General features: G+C 46.4%; 18 protein-coding genes and 1 pseudogene. 7 read left to right on the forward strand and 12 right to left on the reverse strand.

Annotated elements, in window-relative coordinates:
• Positions 1–18 precede the first annotated feature (18 nt).
• Positions 19–1,509: a carboxypeptidase M32 gene (locus SHAL_RS04940; RefSeq protein ID WP_012276093.1), complete on the reverse strand. Its 1,491-nt coding sequence runs from the start codon at positions 1,507–1,509 to the stop codon at positions 19–21.
• Between the two features lie 505 nt (positions 1,510–2,014).
• Here SHAL_RS04940 and SHAL_RS04945 point away from each other — a divergent pair.
• Positions 2,015–3,838, forward strand: a complete 1,824-nt coding sequence (locus tag SHAL_RS04945) for a S8 family serine peptidase (RefSeq protein WP_012276094.1) — start codon at positions 2,015–2,017, stop codon at positions 3,836–3,838.
• A gap of 110 nt (positions 3,839–3,948) precedes the next feature.
• Here the strand turns inward: SHAL_RS04945 and SHAL_RS04950 are convergent, their stop codons facing one another.
• From SHAL_RS04950 to SHAL_RS04960, 3 genes are all read right to left on the reverse strand, one after another.
• Positions 3,949–4,587, reverse strand: a complete 639-nt coding sequence (locus tag SHAL_RS04950; protein WP_012276095.1) for a DUF2913 family protein — start codon at positions 4,585–4,587, stop codon at positions 3,949–3,951.
• Positions 4,588–4,802: 215 nt separating this feature from the next.
• Complete coding sequence (locus SHAL_RS04955; RefSeq protein ID WP_012276096.1) at positions 4,803–6,101, reverse strand: DEAD/DEAH box helicase; 1,299 nt, start codon at positions 6,099–6,101, stop codon at positions 4,803–4,805.
• A gap of 195 nt (positions 6,102–6,296) precedes the next feature.
• The gene (locus SHAL_RS04960) at positions 6,297–8,084 is read right to left on the reverse strand and encodes an aminopeptidase P family protein (protein WP_012276097.1); all 1,788 of its coding nucleotides are present in this window, start codon (positions 8,082–8,084) and stop codon (positions 6,297–6,299) included.
• A gap of 206 nt (positions 8,085–8,290) precedes the next feature.
• Here SHAL_RS04960 and SHAL_RS23025 point away from each other — a divergent pair.
• Together SHAL_RS23025 and SHAL_RS04965 are read left to right on the forward strand one after the other, a co-directional pair.
• A pseudogene (locus SHAL_RS23025) lies at positions 8,291–8,410 on the forward strand (MFS transporter); the annotation flags it as partial.
• A gap of 185 nt (positions 8,411–8,595) precedes the next feature.
• Entirely contained in the window at positions 8,596–9,813 is a 1,218-nt protein-coding gene (locus tag SHAL_RS04965; protein ID WP_012276098.1) for a M24 family metallopeptidase, read from the forward strand.
• A 267-nt stretch (positions 9,814–10,080) separates the two neighbouring features.
• Here the strand turns inward: SHAL_RS04965 and bamJ are convergent, their stop codons facing one another.
• On the reverse strand, positions 10,081–10,551 hold the full coding sequence (gene bamJ, locus SHAL_RS04970) for a BamJ family beta-barrel-assembly machinery protein (protein WP_012276099.1): 471 nt from the start codon (positions 10,549–10,551) through the stop codon (positions 10,081–10,083).
• Positions 10,552–10,848: 297 nt separating this feature from the next.
• Between bamJ and SHAL_RS04975 the strand changes: the two genes are divergently transcribed.
• On the forward strand, positions 10,849–11,919 hold the full coding sequence (locus tag SHAL_RS04975) for an OmpA family protein (RefSeq protein WP_012276100.1): 1,071 nt from the start codon (positions 10,849–10,851) through the stop codon (positions 11,917–11,919).
• Between the two features lie 2 nt (positions 11,920–11,921).
• On the forward strand, positions 11,922–16,946 hold the full coding sequence (locus SHAL_RS04980) for an Ig-like domain-containing protein (RefSeq protein ID WP_012276101.1): 5,025 nt from the start codon (positions 11,922–11,924) through the stop codon (positions 16,944–16,946).
• A gap of 88 nt (positions 16,947–17,034) precedes the next feature.
• Here the strand turns inward: SHAL_RS04980 and SHAL_RS04985 are convergent, their stop codons facing one another.
• From SHAL_RS04985 to SHAL_RS04990, 3 genes are all read right to left on the reverse strand, one after another.
• Positions 17,035–17,664, reverse strand: coding sequence for a DUF1294 domain-containing protein (locus SHAL_RS04985; RefSeq protein ID WP_012276102.1), 630 nt, complete (start codon positions 17,662–17,664; stop codon positions 17,035–17,037).
• Between the two features lie 116 nt (positions 17,665–17,780).
• Positions 17,781–18,074, reverse strand: a complete 294-nt coding sequence (locus SHAL_RS22520; RefSeq protein WP_012276103.1) for an ArsR/SmtB family transcription factor — start codon at positions 18,072–18,074, stop codon at positions 17,781–17,783.
• A 111-nt stretch (positions 18,075–18,185) separates the two neighbouring features.
• A complete protein-coding gene (locus tag SHAL_RS04990; protein WP_012276104.1) occupies positions 18,186–18,677 on the reverse strand; it encodes a hotdog fold domain-containing protein in 492 nt (163 codons plus the stop codon).
• A 167-nt stretch (positions 18,678–18,844) separates the two neighbouring features.
• Here SHAL_RS04990 and SHAL_RS04995 point away from each other — a divergent pair, with 167 nt between their 5' ends.
• Positions 18,845–19,762 carry a polyprenyl-phosphate transporter gene (locus SHAL_RS04995; RefSeq protein WP_012276105.1) on the forward strand — a complete coding sequence of 306 codons (918 nt, stop codon included), beginning with the start codon at positions 18,845–18,847 and terminating at the stop codon, positions 19,760–19,762.
• Positions 19,763–19,904: 142 nt separating this feature from the next.
• Here the strand turns inward: SHAL_RS04995 and SHAL_RS05000 are convergent, their stop codons facing one another.
• On the reverse strand, positions 19,905–20,249 hold the full coding sequence (locus tag SHAL_RS05000; protein WP_012276106.1) for a DUF3634 family protein: 345 nt from the start codon (positions 20,247–20,249) through the stop codon (positions 19,905–19,907).
• Positions 20,250–20,431: 182 nt separating this feature from the next.
• Here SHAL_RS05000 and SHAL_RS05005 point away from each other — a divergent pair, with 182 nt between their 5' ends.
• The gene (locus tag SHAL_RS05005; protein ID WP_041415852.1) at positions 20,432–20,614 is read left to right on the forward strand and encodes a hypothetical protein; all 183 of its coding nucleotides are present in this window, start codon (positions 20,432–20,434) and stop codon (positions 20,612–20,614) included.
• Between the two features lie 77 nt (positions 20,615–20,691).
• Here the strand turns inward: SHAL_RS05005 and SHAL_RS05010 are convergent, their stop codons facing one another.
• From SHAL_RS05010 to SHAL_RS05020, 3 genes are all read right to left on the reverse strand, one after another.
• Positions 20,692–21,426, reverse strand: a complete 735-nt coding sequence (locus SHAL_RS05010) for a TorF family putative porin (RefSeq protein WP_012276107.1) — start codon at positions 21,424–21,426, stop codon at positions 20,692–20,694.
• Positions 21,427–21,592: 166 nt separating this feature from the next.
• The gene (locus SHAL_RS05015) at positions 21,593–21,964 is read right to left on the reverse strand and encodes a cupin domain-containing protein (protein WP_012276108.1); all 372 of its coding nucleotides are present in this window, start codon (positions 21,962–21,964) and stop codon (positions 21,593–21,595) included.
• A gap of 80 nt (positions 21,965–22,044) precedes the next feature.
• The gene (locus SHAL_RS05020; RefSeq protein WP_012276109.1) at positions 22,045–23,550 is read right to left on the reverse strand and encodes a CoA-acylating methylmalonate-semialdehyde dehydrogenase; all 1,506 of its coding nucleotides are present in this window, start codon (positions 23,548–23,550) and stop codon (positions 22,045–22,047) included.
• Positions 23,551–23,563 lie beyond the last annotated feature (13 nt).

Genomic DNA, 23,563 nt, shown 5'->3' on the forward strand with positions numbered 1-23,563 from the left:
AATGGGAATATTGATACTCTAGCGCGACAAGTAACGGGTTTCTAGGTGTTTTTTGAAGTGAGCAGGATTGAGAGTCTCACCTGTTGATTGACACATTAGCTCATCGATACTGAGTAAGCAGCCCTGAGACCAGACTTTATCGTTTAGCCAGTCCATAACGCTCGACAGTTTACCAGTGTTAATCAAACTTTCTACGCAGCCTAGCTCTGTTTCCATCGCACTTCTAAACTGCGCCGCATACATGGCGCCTAAGGTATAACTGGGGAAATAACCGAGTTCGCCCACCGCCCAATGGATATCTTGCATACAACCATTCCTGTAATCACCATCGGTATTGATCCCCAGTAGTGACTGCATCTGCGACGACCAAAAGTCGGGTAGATCAGCAACGGCCAGCTTGCCACTAACCAGTGCTTTTTCCGCCTCAAATCGCAGGAGGATATGACAAGGGTAGGTCACCTCATCGGCATCGACTCGAATATGCCCTGGATTGACTCGAGTGTAGATGTTGGCCAATTGACTATGAGTCAATTGGCTGCCCAATGTAGAGGTTAAATGGGGCTCAATCAGCTTGAGAAAAGCGGGGCCGCGGCCAATTTGCATCTCGCAAAATAGGCTCTGACTCTCGTGCAGCGCCATCGAACGAGCGACACCGGCAGGTTGTCCGCGCCATGCTAGGGGTAAGCCCTGCTCATATTTAGCGTGGCCCGTTTCATGGACAATTCCCATCAAACCACTGGTAAAGTCAGCTTCATCGTAACGGGTGGTTAAACGAACGTCACTGGCAACACCGCCACAGAAAGGATGGCTACTGATATCGAGTCGACCGTGGTTAAAATCGAAACCGAGGATATTCATGATCTCACGCCCCAGCTTGGCCTGACTCTCTGCGCAGGTGTTAGGGATAGTGAAGTTAGCTTCTGATTTCTGCTTTTCTTGCACCTGCAGGATCAACTGTGGTAACCAGCTTTTTAGGTTGCCAAAGATCTGCTCAAGGCTAGCAGTCGTCATGCCAGGCTCGAACTTATCGAGTAGCGCATCGTAAGGGGAGACATTTTGCGCCTCGGCGCGGATATTGGCCTCCTCTTTGACGAGCAGCATTAGGTTTTCGAGGTTTGGCTTAAAACCTTGCCAGTCATTATTTCTGCGCTGCTGCCGCCAAGCTTGCTCACAGTGATAGGCAGCCTTCGTCTTAGCCTCAACAAGATCGCCAGGTACAAGATTCGCCTGAAGATATTGGTAACGCATCTCGGCAAGGTTAGCTTGTTGATGATTTGTCAGTGGCAACTCTTTTGCGTCATTAATTGTCTGCGCCAACATGGGGGCTGTCTTTAGGGAGTGAATATGTTTAGCAAGTTCAGCCATTGCCGCGCCGCGTGCTTCACCACCTCCCATCGGCATCATGGTGGCCTGATCCCAATCACCTAGTGCGCTCAGGTGCTCGAAGTGGCTAATGCTTTGAAAGTGTTTAACTAAGGTATCGTAATGCCGGTTGCTTTTCGTGCTCATAGTGTCTGAATTCAATCCGAGAATTTGCCATTATGCTAGCACACAATTTTGTTTTCCAATGGTTATTTCCCCAGCGCTAACCGAGCTGCAGCTCAGCTTGATGGGCTCGCGGGATTGATGCAAAGCACTGCTAAAAACGGGTTTTACTGCTGCGAGCCAGCCAGAATTAAAGCAAAATAAATTACTGAGTTTTTATTCGTACTGTCAGCATTTAAATTCAAGGTGAGCTCGCTTGAGCTGATTTATTTTTACCGTTAAATAGATGAATTTGTATTGCCCTTGTCCTATTGGGCTCCTAACGAATACTTTTGAACTATTATTCAACTCAAATGTAACAATCGGTCTTTACGTGTGTTAATAAATTGTTATCAGTTGTGGGCTGTGCTAGGTTGATTTTCGTGTTCTGGTTTTTTTAACCAATAAACCACTAAAATTAAGTTTAAAAAACTAACAATAAATTGGCTTGGGTTTACGGCCTAATATCAAGATTTTGGAGCGAATAAATATGAGATTAACAAAAATAGCTACGGCCCTAGTCGCCTTGTCTCTAGGCGTATCAGCAGGCGCTTCGGCTAGCGAAAGGTATGTCATTCAGGTTGATAATGATAACAAAGGCGTGATTAAGGCGCTTGCTAAGAAGGTCGGTGGTGAGCTTAATTTGGATGGTAATGGATTTATCGCTGCGACCTTTTCGGGTAAAGATTTAGCTCAGGTTAAAGGCCTATTGAATAACCCTCATGCAAAATTAGTTGAAGTGGATCAGCCTCGTTTCTTAATGTCATTTAGCGATGATGCGGGTAACCCAATGACGCAGCAAATCACCCCTTATGCTGTTTATCAATCAAACGTTAATGATATAGGCTTCAATGCCAGCGCAGGTATGAAGGTCTGTATAATCGACTCAGGTTTAGATAGAAGTAACGGTGATTTTGTTTGGAACAATATTAGTGGTGACAACGATGGTGGCACCGGTAATTGGGACGAAAATGGTGGGCCACACGGTACACATGTCGCGGGTACAATTGGTGCGGCTGACAACAATATCGGCGTTGTGGGTATGGCTCCTGGCGTCGATATGCATATCATTAAAGTATTCAATGCCGATGGTTGGGGCTACTCATCGGATCTCGCCCATGCAGCCAATCTATGTAGTGATGCGGGGGCGAATATTATTAGTATGAGCTTAGGTGGCGGAGGCTCTAACTCTACCGAGTCTAACGCTTTCCAGTCATTCAGTGATGCAGGTGGTCTAGTCGTGGCTGCTGCGGGTAATGATGGTAATAGCGTACGTTCATATCCAGCAGGTTATCCGTCTGTGATGATGGTGGGGGCAAATGATGCGACGGATACGATTGCAGACTTCTCACAATACCCAGGCTGTACGACTGGCCGAGGCAAGAAGCAACGCACAGACACTAGTATCTGTGTCGAGATCGCCGCAGGTGGCGTAGATACCCTCTCGACTTATCCTGCGGGTATGGCGACGGCCTCTAATATGAGTGCCGATGGTAACCCGCTAGCCAGCTCAGCGATGGAGAACTCGGGTTCAGTCAACGGCAGTACTTATCATATGGGCACCGCTGAAGCGCAAGATTCGTCGGCCAATGGTAAGGTGTGTGTGATTGATCGCGGCGCAATCTCATTCCATGACAAGGTACTTAATTGTGAGAACTCGGGGGGGATCGGTGCCATTATCATCAACAATGAGCCAGGTATGCTGTATGGCACGCTAGGTGATACCAATGCTACGACGATCCCTGCAGCCGGTGCTACATTTGAAGACCGAACTGCTATCATTGCAGCAAGCAGTGCGAACCTCTCAATTGGTACCTCTGATTACGGCTTTATGAGTGGTACATCAATGGCGACTCCGGCTGTATCGGGCATTGCCGCGCGCGTTTGGTCTAACCATAACCAATGTACAGGTGAAGAGATCCGTGCGGCGCTAAATGCGAGTGCTAGAGACTCTGGTGCTAGCGGACACGATGTCTACTTTGGGCACGGTATTGCTGATGCGGCTGCCGCCGATACCTACCTAACGACAAACGGTTGTTCTGGTGGCGATGGTGGTGAGCCTAGTACGGGCGATGGCCTGAGCGTAACCACCAACCACTATAAGCAAAAAGGTGTTAAGATTGTGGAGCTTAGCTTCAGTGGCGCAGCGGGTAGTAGTATCGATGTTTACCGTAACGGTACGCAAATCGATAGTGCTTCTAGTGCCGCGACCTATACCGATACCATTACCAGTAAAGGTGGTGGTACCTATACCTACAAGGCCTGTGATAGCGGAACATCAACTTGTAGTGCCGATGTCAGCGTGACCTTCTAAGAGTTAACCTCAAGTAGCAAAAGGCCTGCTGATGCAGGCCTTTTTTATGTTTAAGCTATAGTCAGTTCTAAATGTGTGTTTGCATATTTTGATCTTGATACTGATAGGGCTTAAAGTGTTTGCAGTATCGTGAGTGCAGGCTGAAGGTTCTTTGGCCAAACTTGATAGGCTTTATGGTGCTTAATCAAAGAGCTCTTCTTATTACCAGGGCTTAACAGTAAGTTGTGGCGATAAGCAAGCTTAGCGAACTCAATCTCATCGGCACGAACGTAAAGGGTGATAGGTTTGATAATCTCATCACCATCAATGCGCTGACTAAACTGTTCATCTGAAATGACTAAGCTATTACAGCCATCGCTATCAAGCTTTAGCTTCTTAGTCACTTCTTCATCTGTGATGACAATCCAATCTTGGCTCTCAAGCTCCGCTAACATTGATTTGAGAGACAGGCCTAGGCCGGTTTGCTTATCGGCGATAAAGCTATATTGAGCCTTAATTTTTTCTAGCAGTGTTTTTAGTTCGGCACCAGCCCCCATGCTGCGACCTTGACGGACCCACAGCGTTAGGTCGTCGGCGACTAATTTTGAAAACGTGCGTTGTTTTAACGCGGTTACCATCCAGCTGCAAAGGAAGTGACTCTCGGCTGTAGGTGTTCTGACGCTGCTACTCTTAGCACTTGCTTGTGAAAGCGCTTCTAGGCCCGCAATCGCGAACTCTAAAACAGCTTGGTTATAGGTGGTATCTGGCATGGACTCTCCGCCGTGTTGAAGTAATAAAGGAGACGGCAAACGGATTATACCTAATGGGGCTGTAAGTATAAATTAACTTGTGTTTCCGATATAAAACGCGATCAATTCGATATGTGTAGAACTAATTATTTGTCTAAAGATTCTACTTTGTGATTAAAAAAGGCACCCAATGGTGCCTTTTCTGTTTATAAAATAATTCGATGTCCGTACTGCGATTATTTTATCTTCTTTATCTTTGCTGGTGATGCATTTTTTACTTTTACACGGCGACCTTGCATATTTTTCTCTGCAATAACCTGTGCACCAGCATTATCGACGCGCTGCTGTTTCTTGGCAAAGCTACGACGTTTCTGAAGCTGTTTGATCAAAAGATCGCGGCTACCGACTTCATAGCCTGGGATGCTAATGCGGCGCAGTTGTTGGCCAATTAGCTTTTCGATATCGGCAAGGGTACGTTCTTCTTCGCGGCTAACGAAAGAGATCGCCACCCCAGACTTACCAGCACGGCCAGTACGGCCAATACGGTGAACATAATCTTCAGCCAAGAAAGGCAGATCGTAGTTAACCACGTACTCTAAACCTTGAATATCAAGGCCACGAGCCGCAACTTCAGTTGCCACTAGTACGCGCATTTTGCCTTCTTTAAACTCGCGCAATGCACGGCGACGGCTGCCTTGGGCTTTTTCGCCGTGAACCACAGCCGTTGGAATACCATCAAGGTTAAGCTCTTTTTCTAGCTTGTCAGCGGCATCTCGGGTCGCAGTAAAGACCAATACTTGCTTCCAGTTTTTCTTACCAATGAGTTCAGATAAAAGCTCACGCTTACGGCGCTGCTCAACAGGGTAAACCACTTGGCTTACCGTAACGGCGGTCGTGTTTTGCTTATCAGCGGCAATAATGTTCGGCTTAACCATCATTACGTTGGCAAGTTGTTTTACTGCGGTAGAGAAGGTCGCTGAGAACAGTAAGTTTTGACGCTTCTTGTTTACAGCCTGCAGAATTTTTTGAATATCGGCACTAAAGCCCATATCTAACATGCGGTCAGCTTCATCGAGTACTAAAAAGTCAACATTCGACAAGCTTAAGTTACAGGCCACAATATGCTCAAGCAGGCGACCCGGTGTTGCGATAATAATATCGGCGCCACGCTTTAATTTAGTTGCCTGACTATCCATTTTTACGCCGCCCAATACTGTTACGACTTTCATGTCGAGGTATTTAGCGTAGTCATTGATGTTATCGGCAATTTGCGCTGCAAGCTCACGAGTTGGAGTTAAGATCAATGCGCGAGCATTTGAGCGACCCGTCGTGCTTGGGTTATCTAGCATCTTTTGCAAGATTGGCAGTGCAAAAGCGGCTGTTTTACCGGTACCTGTTTGGGCACTAGCAAGTACATCTTGACCGCGGCGAACGGCAGGGATCGCTTGCTGCTGAATTGGTGTCATTTTTTCATAACCACATTCAGAGATTGCGCGCAAAATCTCAGGAGCAAAACTAAAAGATTCAAATCTCATGATTGAGGAGTCCTATGTTCAACAATTCAATTGCTAACAGGTAAAGCTAGCATCTATCGACACCATTAAAATGGCGGTGGCGGAGTATAGCAAACTTTTAGCTTAAAACCTGCACTTTTTGTTGGAGACTCTGGGTAATTTCCATTAAAAAGCAGCGCCGGGGCGCTGCTGTTATTGAAGCGGTTTATGGCAGAGTTAAATCGCTGCGGTCACTTTATTTAGCCAAGTTAAATCATCGCCCCGCATAAATGGTGAGAGTTTTTCTCTAACCTGCTGATGATATTGGTTAAACCAGCTAACTTCTGCATCAGTTAAATAGCTTTTATCGATCAAGCGAGCATCCATTGGAATAAAGGTTAATGCCTCAAATTCCAACATTTCCCGTTCGCTATTAGCTAAGGCTTTACAAGGACGTACGGCGATTAAGTTCTCTAATCGAATACCGAACTCATTGGCGCGGTAGTAACCGGGCTCATTTGACAGCACCATACCTTCGAGAAGAGCCACGTTTGAACGGCCTTTTGCGATACCCTGTGGACCTTCATGCACACTTAAATAGTGGCCCACGCCATGGCCTGTACCGTGGTCAAAGTCGAAACCATGCTGCCATAAATATTGGCGGGCAAAGGAGTCTAGCTGCATACCGCTAGTGCCTTTGGGGAACTTGGCTTGATCGATTGCTATATGGCCTTTTAGTACTAAGGTCACCATCTTTCTCTGCTCATCGGTAACGTCACCAATGGCAACAGTACGGGTCACATCTGTGGTGCCATCTAGATATTGTGCGCCAGAGTCGACAAGGTAGATGCTGTTCATCGTCATCTGTGCAGGTGTGCCGTTATTGTGGTTATAGTGACACATGGCGGCATTTGCGCCAGTTGCTGAAATGGTGTCGAAGCTTGGTTCTTGATACCGTGGATCGGCTAAGCGGAAGCTTTCTAGTTTATCTGCAAGTACGGCTTCATCATATAGGCGGTTAGCGGCAACTTCGCGGTCTAACCAAGCAAGAAAGCGGCTTACTGCCACGCCGTCACGAATATGGCAGGCTTTCATGCCTGTAAGTTCAGCTTCATTCTTCTGCGCCTTAGGTAAGGCGACCGGATCGCTACCTGCAATAAGCTGTGCACCAGCATCTTGAGCGGTTAGTTGCAGCCAAGCGTTGCAGCTCTCTGGGCTTGCTAACACTTTACAGCCGTTTAAGCTGACGAGTTCTGCGGCGAGCTCAGATTCCGCTTTAAAGCTGACGCCTTCACCTACATGCTCGAGGATGTTTTCCGGTAACTTTTTAGTGTCAGTAAATAACAGCATATCGCCATTGGTGCGCAGTAGCGCAGTGCCTAATACTATGGGCAGGCATGGAATATCTTTGCCGCGAATATTGAGTAACCAGCAGAAAGAATCTAAGGCCGAGATAATCGCAATGTCGGCGCCCTGTTTTTTGATCTCTAAGCCAATAGTTTTGCGTTTCTCAAGGCTAGTTCTCCCCGCGCTTTGCTCGCTAAACAGCATAATCGGGCTACTTGCTGGAGAAGGCCTGTCAGTCCAGTGCACGTCAATGGGGTTTTGCTCGACTTGAGTTAACTCTATTTGCGCTTTATTAAGTTCAGCTTCGGTTTGGTTAAACCAAGCTAATGTATGCAGGCGAGCATCGAAGCCGACTTTTGCATTTGCGCCAAGTTGTTCAATTAACCACGGAGCTTGAGGGGTATCGTGTAAGCTTAAGTATTCAAATAGACTCGGATCGACTTGTTGACGCACTTGCACGGTATAACGGCCATCGACAAAAATTGCGGCACTGTCCTTCAATACGATAATTGTTCCCGCAGAACCGGTAAATCCACTGGCCCATAACATGCGCTCATTATGCTCGGGGACATACTCGCCCAAGTATTCATCGGCACGAGGAATAATAAAAGCATCGAGATTTGATTTAGCCATTTCTGTGCGGATGGCATTGAGACGTGCTGCAATTGTATTTGACATTCAAACTCCGTTATCTGCGCAAAAGCTTGTTGTACTCACTAGAGGCAGTTTATTTTTGTACGAATTTAGCGCGGAGATTACCATAAAGCGCATTTGCTTGGGAGGCTAGCGACCGAAATTATTCAGGAACCATTAATGAGGGAGGGAAGCAGAATGGGGAATGGTTTTCCATCTAAGTGAACAGGCCACTATGGCTAGGCTTATTTATGCCATTTAATGTTTGGGTGCTAACGTTAGCACAGGCGTTTGCGATGAGTGCCACTTTTATGATGCTACTCGGAGGCTTGATTGGTGCCGAAATTGCGCCATCTCCTGAATTGGCGACGTAAGTTTTACTGTTATTTAGTCAGTAATTATTTGCACTTTAGATTATTAGTTACTGACGTTTTGTATATTTTATGCTAGAAAGTGGGGCTGATAAGTGTGCCGTTGTGATTGAGTCAAACCATAGAGCCTTGTTTAAGGTTTTATTGTATTTAAGTATAAATAATTAAATGTAAAGGGTAAGCATATGACCTTAGGTGTTGGCGGTTCTACCGCAGAGCAGGAATTAGCAAAACTAACCGATATGACTCAAGGCGTAGAGCCTATCAGTCGTGAAGAGTATCAAGCTCGAATCGCTAAGGCGCAAGGCATCATGAGTGAGCAGGGGATTGCTGCTATTTACCTTAACGCCGGCACTAACCTTTACTACTACACCGGTACTCGTTGGTATGCCAGCGAGCGTATGGTTGGCGCAATTCTTCCTGCTAATGGCGATGTTGAATATATCGCGCCTGCGTTCGAAGTTGATACCTTAAACGGCTATATGGTTATCGAAGGTAAGGTCAATACTTGGCAAGAAGATGAAAGCCCTTTTGCATTGTTTGGCGCAGTGCTGGCTAATATGGGGATTGCCTCTGGTGATATCGGTATCGATGAGTCTGCCGCTTTCTTTATTTTCGATGGCGTTCGCCAAGCGCATCCTCAATATAACTATATAAATGCTAAACCCGTCACCGCCGGTTGTCGCATGATTAAGTCGGCTGTTGAACTGAGCCTGCTACAGCGTGCTAAAGATATGACTCTTGAGGTGCATAAAGCCGTAGCGCGCATCTTGCATGAAGGCATTACCACCAGCGAAGTGGAAGCCTTTATCAACGCGGCTCACATTAAAGTGGGTATTCCAGCAGGTTCATACTTCTGTATCGTACTCTTTGGTGAAGACAGTGCTTATCCACATGGGGTTAAATCACCCAAAGCGTTAGAGCTTAATGATACCGTATTAATCGATACCGGCTGTCAGTTATATGGCTATAACTCAGATATCACCCGTACTTATGTATATGGTGAGCCTAGCCCACGCCAACGTGAGTTGTGGCAGTTTGAGCAAGACGCACAAATCGCTGGATTTGAAGCGGCGCAAATTGGCGCAACCTGTGCCAGTGTTGATCGCGCTGCCCGTGATGTACTCGAAGCGGCAGGTTTTGGCCCAGGTTATGATGTACCAGGTCTACCACATAGAACTGGTCACGGTGTTGGTCTAGATATCCATGAATGGCCATACTTAGTGCTAAACGATCATACTCCCCTTGAGGCGGGTATGTGTTTCAGTAATGAACCTATGTTGTGTGTACCGGGCGAGTTCGGTGTACGTCATGAAGACCACTTCTACATGACTGAGCAAGGACCAGTTTGGTTCACTAAGCCTGCGCACTCAATTGACGATCCGTTTGGATATGAAGCGTAATAATTGTTATATCTCGTCATAAGCAATGAGACATCTATTTTTGTGTAGAAAGGGCTATGTGTATAGGGTTAGTTTGGTGTACGTAATGAAGATCATTTCTCTAAACAAGAGTATATGACTGAACAAGGTCCTGTGTGGTTTACAAAGCCAGCGCACTCAATTGATGACCCATTTGGCTACGAAGCGTAACGCTTCTAATTTTATGCCAAATAAAAAAAGCCCGAATGTTTACGTATTCGGGCTTTTTTATGACTTATTAGTTCTTTCTTAATCGATACTGATTAGCTCAACATCAAAAATCAGGGTTGAACCACCAGAGATTTTACCTGCACTACGATTACCGTATGCCAACTCACTTGGTATAAAGAAACGCGCTTTCTCACCCACAACCATCAACTGTACACCTTCGGTCCAGCCTTTAATCACGCGATTAAGTGGAAATGCTATTGGCTCACCCCGCTCAACTGAGCTGTCGAAAACGGTGCCGTCAATCAAAGTGCCATGATAATGCACGGTAACGGTATCGCTTGCTTTCGGGTGCACAGTGCCTGTACCCGGTTCTAGTACCTGATATTGTAGACCTGAAGCTGTGGTTGTTACGCCATCTTTTAGTTTGTTATCAGCTAAATAAGCACTGCCTATCGCGATGTTTTCTTTGGCCGCTTTTTGGTTGTTCATCGACGAAAAAAAGTAAAACACAACACAAGCAATTACCACAACAGCTAAAACCATCTTCATTTTTTGAGTCACCTTGTTTTGATTCGACTGCCCATGATAACTAATCCCTCTCTAGAGGTAAATCTCAGTACTTCTCTTTAAGAGTGCAGTTTATAGAGCTTGGCATCTTGATGATATGAACTTGGTTTGTGAGGAAATCAAGTGTTTAATCAAGTATTAATCAAGTTATTGAATAAATGATTGATAAGCACTGCTAATACGGATTATTGTTACGGGCAATGGAGTGTTGTAGCGCGTTAGGGTTATTGTGTTTAGTTATGCCTCTGTTTGTAACGCGTCATTATCAAGGAGTAAGTCATGGTTAAACTGAGATCAATAGCGAATGTCTCAATTGTTTTTTCAACTTTGCTATATCTGTCTTTAGGCGCAGTTTATGCGGCAGAAACTGACAACTCTGAAGCTGCAAATGAGTTTGATCCTTACTTTTATCTTGGGGCAAAGGCTGGTCAGATGCATTATCAAAATGCTTGTGAAAGCTGGAGCATAAGTTGTGATGGTAACGATGTAGGTTTTGGCGGTTTTGTCGGTTATCAAGCGTGGCAATATTTAGGTTTTGAGACCGCTTACCTCGACTTGGGGGAGGCGGTGGCGCATTACTCAGAGAGCGGTGTAAATAACACTTATACTGGTAGCATGAAAGGTTGGGAAATTTCGGCGGTGACCCGGTTTAGTTTAAGTGAAAGTTTTGAGCTATTTGCCAAGGCGGGTAGCGTCTATTGGGATGGTGACAACCGCGGCCCTCAGAGTCGTAACTCAGATTCAGACTGGGCTCCTATGCTCGGGGCTGGGGTAGAATATCAGTTATCGCCTTCTTGGGTCGCACGACTCGAATATCAATATATCGATAGCTTAGGCAGTGATCTGATTGGTGGTAGTAACGGCCACCTAACGACTTTAGGTATTAGTTATCGTTTTGGTCAATCAGCGACTAAAGCTCAGCCGCCCGTTAAAGAAACTCCGGTAACCTTACCTGAAAAAATTATCCCTGTAACACCAAAACAGATTGTATTACCAGCATTAACGGTAATCAGCTTATTTGATTTTGATAGCAGCGAGTTAACCCATTCTGGTTCTTTAGCGCCGGTGATTGAGCGACTGAAACAATCACCAGAGGCTATAGCGAACATAAAGGGCTATACAGACTCCAAAGGCAACGCTACATACAACCAAGCCCTGTCGGAGCGTAGGGCTCAAGCTGTGGCCGACTACTTAATTGCAGCGGGTATTAAACCTGAGCAGATAGAGGTCCATGGTTATGGTGAGCAGTTCCCGCTAATGAAAAATGACACCCCTGAGCATCGCCATGAAAACCGCCGGGTGTTAATACACATCCAATCAACGACATCAGAAATGAAGCCGGAGATCTAAACATGTCCATATTTAAACAAGTATATCGCCAGTTGATTTTGCTGACCTTATTGATTCTTGCTGGTTGTGGCGGCGATGACGATGGCTTTCCAACGGGGGCCTGCGGTGGACCCGATAATCCATGCCCTGCCTATGCGGTCGCTCTTGATATTACTCCAAGCAACAGTGTTATCGCTGTAAGCACTCATCAAATCTACCAAGCATTCGCGACGTACAGTGACGGCGCAACGAAAGATGTCAGCCAAGAAGTTAGTTGGTCGAGCAGTGAGCCAACACTTGCCACTATTTCTACAAATGGTGTCGCTATGGGAGCCTTAGCAGGAGAGGTGCAGATAACTGCTAGTCTCCCACCCGTGCAGGAAGGAGGCATGGTATTAACCGATAGCGCGGCACTTAAAGTGACGGATGCCGCTCTGATGGCGCTGAATATTGAACCTGGACAGGCGCAGATATTGGTTGGAATGAGTCAGAGTTATCGCGCCTTGGCTTTGTTTGCAGACGGCCATCAACAAGATGTGACTAACGATGCGAGTTGGACAAGTTTAGACACTGCTACCGCAACAATAGAGTCCGCTGGAGAATCAATCGGACTCGCAACAGGGGTTACTGTTGGTGTGACGCAGGTGAAAGCGAATTTTTCTGCTCAAGAGGCATTAGCAACATTAGTTGTGCTAGCGACCAAACCAAGTCAGTTATTGATTAACCCCGTAGATGAAGTATTACCTAATGGCACCAGTCTGCAGTACCAAGCGCACCTTATCTTAGAAGACGGTTTGAGTATAGATGTGACGACGCAGTCGGCGTGGCACTCTTCTTCTGTCGATATTGCGTCTATCGATAATCAAGGCTTTTTAGTCGCTAAGACACTAGGGCAAACACGAGTGACGGCGACACTTTCATTTGCTGGTATTAGCTTGTTAGATACAACCAGTGCAACGGTTGTCGATGCAAAGGTCAGTAACTTAATCGTGACTCCCGCCCAAGGGATATTTCCTGTGGGAACCAAAGGCAGTTATGTTGCAACGGCCTATTTTTCAGATGGTCAGGTGAAAGATGTGAGCCGTGATGCACTCTGGTCTGCATCGCAGACGGATGTTGTCGACATCACAGCACAAGGGCAAAATGCTGGCGATGCCACCGCAAAAGCGCTTGGTAGCTCAAGCATTACCGCCACCTATCAAGAGCTAAGCGCAAATGCGCAGTTAGAAGTTACCAATGCGGTGTTAACCTCGCTGCAGGTCTCTCCTGTAAATACTCAGGTACCGGCTGGCACTCAGGTTCAATATCATGCCCATGCAAGTTTTAGTGATGGTAGCATCAAAGATGTCACGAGTTTGGGGTATTGGCAAAGTAGTGAGCCACAAATCGCTTCAGTTGGCTTAACGGGTGGGCTTTCAGGCATCGCTGATACCTATCAAGCGGGAGTTACAGAGATCCGCTTCGATTATCTGGGGCAGAATCAGGCAACAGAGTTAACCGTTACACAAGCGAATGTGGTTAATTTACAGATCTCACCGATAGATCTGCAGGTGCCTATAGGCACACAGGGCCAATATATTGCAATAGCCTATTATTCCGATGGGCATAGCAATGATGTTACTCAGCAGGCGAGTTGGCTGTCGAGTAATCGAAAGGTTGTGAGTATTGTTAATTCAGGAGTCGATGGCGGTTATGCCATGGGACTAACCGAGGGACTAGTAGAGATCTCTGCGACCTATGCAGGGCTAAGCTCTGGATTCAGTTCAGGAGTCAGTTCAGTAAAAAGCTCAGCATTGACGCCACGTGATTCACAAGCCGTAGCTGAGACTGGGGCATCGTCAACTATTAGCAGTAAAACGACGGCCAAGGTCACCCCTGCAATTTTACAGAGCCTGATTATCTCACCTGTTAGCGCGAGCATCGCAGCAGGTAATAATCAGCCTTATCAATTGTTCGCGCTCTTTTCTGATGGTAGCAGTAAAGAGGTGACGCCTTACGCCTATTGGCAAACCAGTGATGCAGCCATCGCCACCATTGACCGCTTCGGCTTAGCGCATAGTCTTGTTGAGGGACAGGTAAAGATTGTTGCCAGTTATCTTGGCATGCAGGTCAGTGCCGATTTAGTGGTGACTGATGCGGTGATCACTCAGTTGCAGGTCTCACCCGCAGAGAGCAACATCGCGGTAGGTTATAGCCAGCAACTGATTGCAACGGCCTATTACTCAGATGGTCATAGTAGCGATGTCTCTAGCTTAGCCAATTGGGGTTCGCTGTCGTCCTCTATTGTTCAAGTTGACGCCACCGGTCTTGCCGAAGGAGTGGCTCAAGGAAGCTCGACCGTTGAGGCCAGCTATCAAGGCATGCAAGCAAGCGCCAATGTTAATGTCACCAGTGCAATACTCGAGTCGGTTACTTTAACGCCTGCAACGGCAACGGTGGCTGCAGGTAATACTCAACAATATCGACTGTTTGGCATATTTTCTGACGGTAGTCATAAAGAGTTAACCTATGTGGCAAGTTGGCAATCTAGCGCATTAGCGATTGCGACGATTGATAAATATGGCTTAGCGCAAAGTTACCAGCAGGGGACGAGTCAGATCCAGGCGAGTTATATCGGTTTCTCTGCGGTTGCAGAGCTTAAGGTGACCGATGCCGAAGTGACTAGTCTTCAAGTCTCTCCTGCAAACCTCTCGGTTCCGTTGGGGACGACGGGGCAGTATAGCGCCGATGCATTTTATTCCGATGGCCACACGAGTGACGTCACCCATTTAGCAACTTGGAGTGTAATTGATCCAAGCCTAGTTAATATTGCGGCAACGGGAAGCGATGCGGGCTTTGCTGAAGCTATTGCGGTTGGGATGACAAAAGTTCAAGCCGATTTTGAAGGGCAGAGCGATAAGGTCAATGTGAAGGTAACCGATGCCATACTCGAAAAGCTTGTGATCTCACCAGCCTATAGCAGTATTGCAGCAGGACTCAATCAGCCCTATCAAGCGACAGGCGTGTTCTCTGATGGTAGCAATAAATCCCTTACAGACGTTGTCAGTTGGAACAGCTCAGATAGTGAGGTTGCAACCCTTAATCGATTGGGCGTTGCTCAAAGCTATAAGGCTGGCAATATTGTCGTCAGTGCCAGCTATATAGGCTTTAAGGCAACGGCTGAACTGAATGTGACCGATGCACAACTGAGCTATATTCGTGTCACACCAAGCTTAATCAGTGTGCCGTTAGGGACTGAAGGCCAGTTTACTGCCCGTGCCTTCTATAGCGACAACAGCTCAGAAGGTATCACTAAGGTTGCAACTTGGACATCGAATGATGATGCGATAGTGCATATTGGTACTGGTGCACCGAACAGCGGTTTTGCCAGCGCCATGGGACTAGGGCAGACTTTCATCACGGCTCAATATTTAACGGCAACTGATACCGCAGTGGTAAAGGTAACGCCAGCCGAATTAGTCGAATTGACCGTATCCCCACCGGATGCATCGGTTGCAGCCGGGCTAGATCAAGCCTATCAAGCCTTTGCTCGCTTCTCCGACGGCAGCAGTAAAGAGGTGACGTTAGCGTCGAGTTGGCAGAGCAGCGAAACCGATATTGCCACTGTTGACTCTCAAGGTGTCGCACATACTTTATTGGCGGGTAACACAGAGATCCAAGCGAGTTATAAATCACTCACGGCTAAGGCTTCACTCTTAGTTAATGAACCCGTTTTAGTGGATCTTCAGGTTACGCCAGTAAGCTCGACGATAAATATTAATGAAAGTCAGCAATATGTCGCGAGGGCGTTCTATTCTGACGGTTATTCAAATGATGTATCGACGGTATCAACATGGACCTTAGCGGATGACTCTATAGCACATGTTGTTCCATCTGGGTTCTCTGCAGGTCAGGTCACTGGGGATGTTCACGGACAGACGAGTGTAAAAACGCATTACTACGGTATGGACGCTCAGGCTCAAGTTATAGTCAGTGATTTAGAATACTTAGGTGTGCAAGTCGAGCCTGCCGATACTCATGTTATCGTGAATAAAACGACCCCGTTACAGGCATTTGCTGTTTATAGAAATGATAGCGGAGCGATAACTCAAAAAGACGTTACAAATATCAGTGATTGGCGACCAGGAGATGCGAGTAAAGTCTCTATTGATGATAAAGGGCTTGCATACGGTATAGAAGTGGGGGCAACGGATACCTTTGCGATTTATCAAGGTGTTCAGGGGCAAGGCAGAATTACTGTGTATGATAGTGAGCTTGTTGGGCTGACTATCAGCCCCGATAACCTGTCGGCGCCCATTGGTACTAAGGGACGCTATAAAGCGGTTGCAACTTATATCGATAGGCCCGATGAGGATGTGACAGAGCTAGCCACCTGGTCTTCGAGTCATTCAGATGTGGTACATATCGTTACCTCGGGAAGCGATGGCGGCACGGCAACGGCTAAAGCCGTGGGCATGAGTGAGATCACTGCTCAATTTGATGGCGCTGTCGATAGTGTCAGTGCGCAAGTTACTGCCGCCGTGATAGAGCGCATAGAGATCACCCCTAGAGTCGATACGATTTACTCTGAAAATATGCAGCAGTTTTATGCCAATGCGTATTTTTCTGATGCCACTGTGGTCGATATTACCTTAGATGCGGATTGGAAAAGTGACGACATCTATACAATATCAATCCAAACGGGGAACTCCCGTGCTGGCGAGGCCATGGGAGTCGGGCAGGATGGCTCTGCAACTATTTCTGTGTCTTACGCGGGGCTTACTGATAGCTTGTTGTTAAGTGTTAAACCCAATATGCCAGAGCTTATTGAAATCATTCCAAATGTACTGACACTTAATAATGGAGATTATCAAATTGTTCAGGTGATGGTGACCTATAGCAATGGCGATGTGTATGACTACGCTAAATATGTCGATTGGAGCTCAACTGATGATAGCGTCGCCTATGGTCATCAAGAGGTGGTTCGCGCCGAAGGTGTCGGTAACGCCACCGTGACCGCGACTATGGGTATGGTGTCTGGTTCGGCAGAGGTGACCGTGACACCTTAAGGTTTTTAAAAGGATAGACTCAGTTAAAATGAAAAACGCAGCCGATTAATAAGCTGCGTTTTTATTATTACCTACTGATTAATAAAGATTATTTTGGTTGTATAAACAGCACGTCAAGCTCCGGTCTATGCAGCAGATAAATCAGTGACAGATTACAAAGCACCGTTAACCATAAGATGAATTTGAAACGGCCCTTGGCCGATTTATGCCTGAGCCACTGCTGAGCAAGTAGGGCACCAGGCCAGCCTCCAGCCAAGCTTAATAGGTGAAGCTTTAATTCACTCACTCGCCAGCGATTGTTACGTGCCGAGTGTTTATCCCAGCCATAGGCGATAAATGTCACTAGGCTAGCAGAGATAAAATAGAGTAACAGCCAAAGAGGGATATGTTGTAGTGAGTAGCTAATGGCCAAAATGGCGATAAAGCTCAACGCAATAGCGATACTAAACCGGCTCGGTGAGCAGCTAATTTTTCGACTCGACTTTATTGCGCCGCCACTTAGCAACTGCGCATTGTCGGCGCGCCATTTACCCTGCTTATCCTTAACGAGATGAAATTGAACTCGGTTGCCCGCTTGTGGATGTATTCCTTTGCTGGCAAAGGCTGAAATGTGTAAAAAGACCTGCTGTTTTTGTTTCGCTATTTGGATAAAACCGAAGCCCTTAGCATCATCCCAACTGTCTATTACACCGCTTGATACCACTACTTTTTTTGTCATCGAGGTTTATCTGTATTTATTCGCAGCATTACGTACTGTAATATTATTGATAACATCACTGCTTATATCAGTGTACTTAATCGCAGTTAGTGAATAGAGGGGCGATTGCAACAGAGTCAGCAAGACTCTTCAGAGCAGCACTCTTCTTGTAAAAACTGTATAAGTCCTTCCAAGCAGTCAAATTGAGGAATACAGTGAAGCACACGTCCCTCTCTGTGCTGTTTGACCAGCCCAGCAGACATTAAACTTGAGAGATGATGTGATAGTGTCGAGTTTGGGATCTGTAGCCTTTCTTGTAGGTGGCCTACTGGCAGACCCTTACGCCCTGCTTTGACTAAGCATCGAAATAGAGTTAACCGAGTAGGGTGACCTAGCTCTTTCAGTGCTTTTGCTGCAACTTCAGTGTCCATACGCTTACTCACAAAGAAAAATATGTTTCGGTAGTTTTGGAAATAGTAGCAGGGAAAAACCTTCTATCAAACGATAATTTTTCTCACCCATTGAGTAAGGCTTGATGTGGATTAGTTTTTTATTGGCTTTTCTGAGATCCATAGCTTGATTGTACCTTGTACTACTACGACGCCTTCGGTGTCATAGGCCGTTACCGGTACTAACATATCACCGGGTACCCACTGCTCTGGCTTCACCTCGGCAACACAGGTTATATCGCTGCCAGCCTTGGCGGTGTAGTCCACGCTCATTCCTTTTGGGATCCATCTTAAGTGATGTGGTATAGAGGCCTCTGCCATCACCCCCATCGCCATCTCTAGCCCATTACAGATCGCGATAACGTGCACAGTTTGAATATGATTGTGCACGGCTTTGCGCTTTTTTATCTGGCAGATACAGCGGTTCACATTTAATTCACTTATGATGGGCTTTACTGTGCCAAAATAAGGTGCCATACGGCTAACCATCAAGGAAAAGAGTTTGTTTCCAAAGGGCAGTCGGGTGACTCGATTATAGAGTGACATGACCTTTGTCGGTCTGTTGTTTTGATCGGGGTGTCTCATCTTCTTACCTGTTTGTGTAACTGGCCTGATGAGATTAACATCGAATTAACATAAAATGCCAGCCGTAGGTTAATTAACCTTTATAAACGTAAACTTCATTTCCTTTCTTATAGGGTTGGAACGTATAATTTTGCCGGCGAGTAGTTTTGAGTAAATTAAGGAATAAAGTGAACTATTTAAAGACTTACCTCAAGGGAATGGCGATGGGCGCAGCCGATGTTGTTCCTGGGGTATCTGGCGGCACGATCGCCTTTATTACGGCGATTCTTGACCCGTTATTGGAAAGTATCAAAAAAATTAGACCCTCTTTACTGGGCGTGATTAAAGAGCAGGGCATTAAAGCGGCTTTCATGCATATTAATGGTCCATTCCTAGTCTGTGTATTCGGTGGGATCTTGACCAGTATTCTCAGTCTGGCCAAATTGATCACTTATTTACTGGACACTCATCCAATTCCCGTGTGGTCATTCTTTTTCGGCCTGATCTTGATCTCAGTGATTCATATGCTCAAGCAAGTGAAGGGCTTTACCTTAGGACGCTTGGTTTTGTTTGCCTTGGGGGCGGTGTTTGCGTGGGGGATTACCATGCTCAACCCTATAGCGCTTGAGATGACCTATCTCAACGTGTTCTTAGGCGGCTGTATTGCGATCACTGCGATGATCCTACCGGGTATTTCGGGTAGCTTTATCTTGCTACTTCTTGGTTTATACACGCCAGTGATTGGCGCCGTTAAGAATTTTGATATCGCCATTATGGCCACCTTTGCGGCGGGTGCAGCAATAGGCATACTCTGTTTTAGTCACGTACTGTCGGCATTACTTAGAAAGTACCATGATGCGACACTGATGTTTTTAATTGGTTTGATGCTCGGCACTTTAGGTAAGATCTGGCCATGGAAAGAGGTGATGACTTTTCGCGAAAACTCAAAAGGACAAATGGTGCCACTCGATGAGCGTGTACTATCACCAATGCAGTATGAGCATATTACCGGTCAACCTTCGCTGTTGATGTATGCGGTTATCGCTATGTTTGCCGGTATTTTATTGGTATGGGGCCTAGAGCGTTTCGCGCAAAAGAGCCGCTAATACTTTTTATACCAGTCGGTATAAGTACGTATTTACAATGCCAGCTTACGAGCTGGCATTTTTTTGGCTGTAGGTTGTAGATAGAAATGCGTAATTGTAGTTTTAGGCCTTCAGCGACTAAAGAGTGAAGGCCAAGTAGGCGTTATGACATCTTACGGCTGTTATCGACCTGCTTCTTGTCGTAATACTCAAACGGAAATACATTTCTAATGCGCTGAGTAATCGACTCGCTGACGTTAGCTGACACATGTAGGCGTACATCGCCAAGCTTTTCAGCTCTAACAGTGCAAGTCAGCTTGTCCGATTTTGCAATCGCGCGGCATTCTTTGGCAAACTTATCGGGGATCTTGCCTTTATGGGAGGTCAGGCGGCCTTCTTTAAAATGCATTTCAAACAGGGTTAATCCTTTTTTGCCACTGAAGATAAGCTTGTAGACAATGAAAATAGCGATAGCAATAAAAACAATTTTAAGTAGGGTTGGGGTCATGCGCTTTCCTTTTCTGTAAATCACTTATAGCCCTAAAGTTAACATACTCCTCCCTATGGTGATTTAAAAGCTTGTTAGCTCACGAGATTGGAATTTTTACGAGATTCAAACTACCCTGAATGAATTGCTTATGCGGAATTAGTCATCTGAAATCAGCTGTCTACTGTTAAGGACAACACCCTATGTCGATATCAAATACCGATCGCTGGCTTGAGCTCTGTGAGAAACAGGCTCAACTACTTGAAAATTTATCTAAAACCTTTCCCGAACGTAACCATCAACATGTGCACTTGAGCGAACGCTGGCGGCAAGTTGCCGAACATATTACGCAAGGGGAGTTTGAGAGTATGGCCAAGCTAAAATAGTGCTCAAACAACAGCTGCCAATAAAAAAACCGCCAGTTGGCGGTTTTTTTATTGGCAGGGAAACTATTTAGGCAAGCTTAAAATGCATAGCTTACGGTAGCTAGCACTGTACCGTCGTTTCTCCATGGCTCTTTCGAGTCGATAATATTGTCATCGCTTAAGTTCGTGTCTAGCCAAGCTAGAGACAGGCCTACACCACCAAGTTCAGTAGAGACTCCGATAGAGTAATCGACATAGTCCTCACCCCAGTCACCCATTTCTGGATCATTCACACCTTCACCATAGCTGTAACCCACATGGGCATCGATGCTCCAGTTCTCGAAGATCTCATAAGAGTAGTTAAGCTCAGTGTAGTTTAGTGAAAGATCGGCGTTAGCGTAGTCATTGGTATACCACTGTGCAAGGTGGAAGCCTGAATAGTAGAGACCCACATTCGCTTCTAAATAACCAGTATTTTCATCTTGTCCTGGGTAGGTGTAGTAGGTCAGTGTTGCGTCATATTCCCACTCTTCATCGGCACCGAAAGCGCCCCAATAACCCGCATAAATATCGACTTCTACATCGGCATCATAGCTATCTTTATCAACATTACTCGCCCAAGCACCAAAGAAAAGACCATTTTCCAGGCTGTAATCTAAGCTACCTTGAACAGCAAAGTCTCCCGCTGTTTGTGACACACCGCGGAAGCGGTAATCGTTAGTAACACCTATTTCGCCAGAGAACTCCGCTTGAGCTAGAGGGGCAATTAGCGCTGTTGAAAGTGTTAGGCCGACAACTTGGGCGATCCGTTTTTTATTGAGTTTTTTATACACGGTAGTTTCTCCATTTTACTATGTTGACTTTGATGCTGGTTGTTATTGTTAATATCAAGGCATATTGCACATCGATATTGAGCATCAATTTGTTTTGCCAAACAGCAGCATATTGCTACGACCTCATGGCTGATAAGCGATTTTCTAGTGCCTATACCTATCGGTATTACTGCGCGTTAGATTCGAAAATCACATATACCTTACGGCAGTTATCTAGCACCTCCCAGGTGCCTTCAAACCCTGCTGGAATGACAAACCTGTCACCCGTTTTTACCGTTATGCTGTGACCATTTTTATCGGTGACCTTGCTGGCACCGGCTAAAATTTCACAATATTCATGTTCGCTATAGCTAACTTTCCAAGTACCTATATCGCCTTGCCAAACGCCTGCGTGAAACTGCTCGCAATCGCTTGAGTAGTGGTTTTGCAGTTCTTGCTCAGGGTCGCCCATCAGTACTTTTTCAGTATCGAGTTTATAGCGCTCGATAGCGGTATCAAGCTTGGCGAAATTGAGGATTGAATCTATGTTCTGAGCCATTAGTGCTTCCATTTCACTGATAAGTTGACGCGTATAAAGCTGAACGAAAAAAGCGCGGCATAAGCCACGCCTCGTTATTGTTACTTCATTGTTGGCATCACAAATTCAGCCTTAGTGCCATTAGTACTCTTTTGTGCTGATTGCGGCCAGCGAGCGGTAATGGCTTTGCGTTTGGTATAGAAGCGTACGCCGTCTGGTCCATGCATATGCAGTGGTCCAAATAGTGAGCGCTTCCAGCCACCAAAGCTATGAAATGCCATAGGTACAGGAATAGGCACATTAACTCCGACCATGCCCACTTGGACGTTATGGCAGAAGTGGCGCGCAGCTTCACCACTTTGAGTGAAGATAGCGGTGCCATTACCAAACTCATGGTCATTAATCAGCTGCAGCGCCTCGCTGTAATCTTTAACTCGAACGATGGCCAGCACTGGGCCAAAGATCTCTTCCTTATAGATAGTCATCTCAGGGGTGACGTGATCAAACAGGCAGCCACCTAAGAAGTAGCCCTGCTCGTGATCGGCAACAGACAGCTGTCGGCCATCGGCCAGTAATCGTGCCCCTTCGGCAACGCCAGTCTCGACATAGTTGCTGACTTTTTCTAAATGCTGGGCTGAGATAAGTGGGCCCATATCCATCTCTGGTGTCACGCCATTACCGACTTTGAGCGCTTTGATCTGTGGTAAAAGCTTTTCGACTAATGCATCGCCAGAATCACCCACAGCCAATACCACGGAAATTGCCATACAGCGCTCGCCAGCACTGCCATAAGCCGCGCCCATCAAGGAGCCAACGGCTTGGTCAAGATCAGCATCTGGCATCAATAGCATATGGTTCTTTGCGCCGCCTAAGGCTTGAACGCGCTTGCCGTGGGCGGATGCAGTTGAATAGATATACTCAGCAATAGGGGTTGAGCCAACAAAGCTGACCGCCTGCACATCTTTGTGAGTTAGCAGGGTATCAACGGCTTCTTTGTCGCCGTTAACCACATTAAACACACCATTAGGCAGGCCTGCTTCGGTCAGTAGCTCGGCCATACGCATCACTGAGCTTGGATCTTTCTCTGATGGCTTCATGATAAAGCTGTTACCGCAAGCAATCGCAATTGGGAACATCCACATAGGTACCATCACCGGAAAGTTAAACGGAGCAATACCTGCAACCACGCCTAGCGACTGATTGAGGGTCCAAGCATCGACACCACCACCGACCTGCTCGGTATGCTCGCCCTTCAGTAGGTGCGGAATACCACAGGCAAATTCAACTACTTCGAGACCGCGAATGATTTCACCCTTAGCATCGTCGAGCACCTTGCCGTGTTCGCGGGTGATCATCTCTGCTAGTTGGTCGATATTTGCTTCGACTAAGGCCTTAAACTTAAATAGCACACGAGAGCGATTAAGTGGCGTGACTTTAGACCAGGACTCATGAGCTTTCTTAGCCAGTTCAATCACGCCTGCCACTTCGGCTGCACTGGCAAGAGAGACTGTGCCGCGCTGCTCGCCTGTCGCTGGCTCGAAGAAAGCTTGGGTACGCTGGCTTGGCGCCGAGTGGCTGCCGTTAATATAATGGTTAATGGTGTGCATAACGCAAAATCCT

Origin of the sequence: Shewanella halifaxensis HAW-EB4, assembly GCF_000019185.1 — a bacterium.
In the GTDB taxonomy this organism is placed as follows: Bacteria; Pseudomonadota; Gammaproteobacteria; order Enterobacterales; family Shewanellaceae; genus Shewanella; species Shewanella halifaxensis.

Excerpts from the sequence above, each read along its gene's own strand:
- SHAL_RS04950 (WP_012276095.1), bottom strand. The coding sequence starts at position 4,587 with ATGCCAGATACCACCTATAACCAAGCTGTTTTAGAGTTCGCGATTGCG.
- SHAL_RS04990 (WP_012276104.1), bottom strand. The coding sequence starts at position 18,677 with ATGAGACACCCCGATCAAAACAACAGACCGACAAAGGTCATGTCACTC.
- SHAL_RS05005 (WP_041415852.1), top strand. The coding sequence starts at position 20,432 with ATGTCGATATCAAATACCGATCGCTGGCTTGAGCTCTGTGAGAAACAG.
- SHAL_RS04975 (WP_012276100.1), top strand. The coding sequence starts at position 10,849 with ATGGTTAAACTGAGATCAATAGCGAATGTCTCAATTGTTTTTTCAACT.
- SHAL_RS04955 (WP_012276096.1), bottom strand. The coding sequence starts at position 6,101 with ATGAGATTTGAATCTTTTAGTTTTGCTCCTGAGATTTTGCGCGCAATC.
- SHAL_RS04940 (WP_012276093.1), bottom strand. The coding sequence starts at position 1,509 with ATGAGCACGAAAAGCAACCGGCATTACGATACCTTAGTTAAACACTTT.
- SHAL_RS05020 (WP_012276109.1), bottom strand. The coding sequence starts at position 23,550 with ATGCACACCATTAACCATTATATTAACGGCAGCCACTCGGCGCCAAGC.
- bamJ (WP_012276099.1), bottom strand. The coding sequence starts at position 10,551 with ATGAAGATGGTTTTAGCTGTTGTGGTAATTGCTTGTGTTGTGTTTTAC.
- SHAL_RS05015 (WP_012276108.1), bottom strand. The coding sequence starts at position 21,964 with ATGGCTCAGAACATAGATTCAATCCTCAATTTCGCCAAGCTTGATACC.
- SHAL_RS04945 (WP_012276094.1), top strand. The coding sequence starts at position 2,015 with ATGAGATTAACAAAAATAGCTACGGCCCTAGTCGCCTTGTCTCTAGGC.
- SHAL_RS04965 (WP_012276098.1), top strand. The coding sequence starts at position 8,596 with ATGACCTTAGGTGTTGGCGGTTCTACCGCAGAGCAGGAATTAGCAAAA.
- SHAL_RS04960 (WP_012276097.1), bottom strand. The coding sequence starts at position 8,084 with ATGTCAAATACAATTGCAGCACGTCTCAATGCCATCCGCACAGAAATG.
- SHAL_RS22520 (WP_012276103.1), bottom strand. The coding sequence starts at position 18,074 with ATGGACACTGAAGTTGCAGCAAAAGCACTGAAAGAGCTAGGTCACCCT.
- SHAL_RS05000 (WP_012276106.1), bottom strand. The coding sequence starts at position 20,249 with ATGACCCCAACCCTACTTAAAATTGTTTTTATTGCTATCGCTATTTTC.
- SHAL_RS04980 (WP_012276101.1), top strand. The coding sequence starts at position 11,922 with ATGTCCATATTTAAACAAGTATATCGCCAGTTGATTTTGCTGACCTTA.
- SHAL_RS04985 (WP_012276102.1), bottom strand. The coding sequence starts at position 17,664 with ATGACAAAAAAAGTAGTGGTATCAAGCGGTGTAATAGACAGTTGGGAT.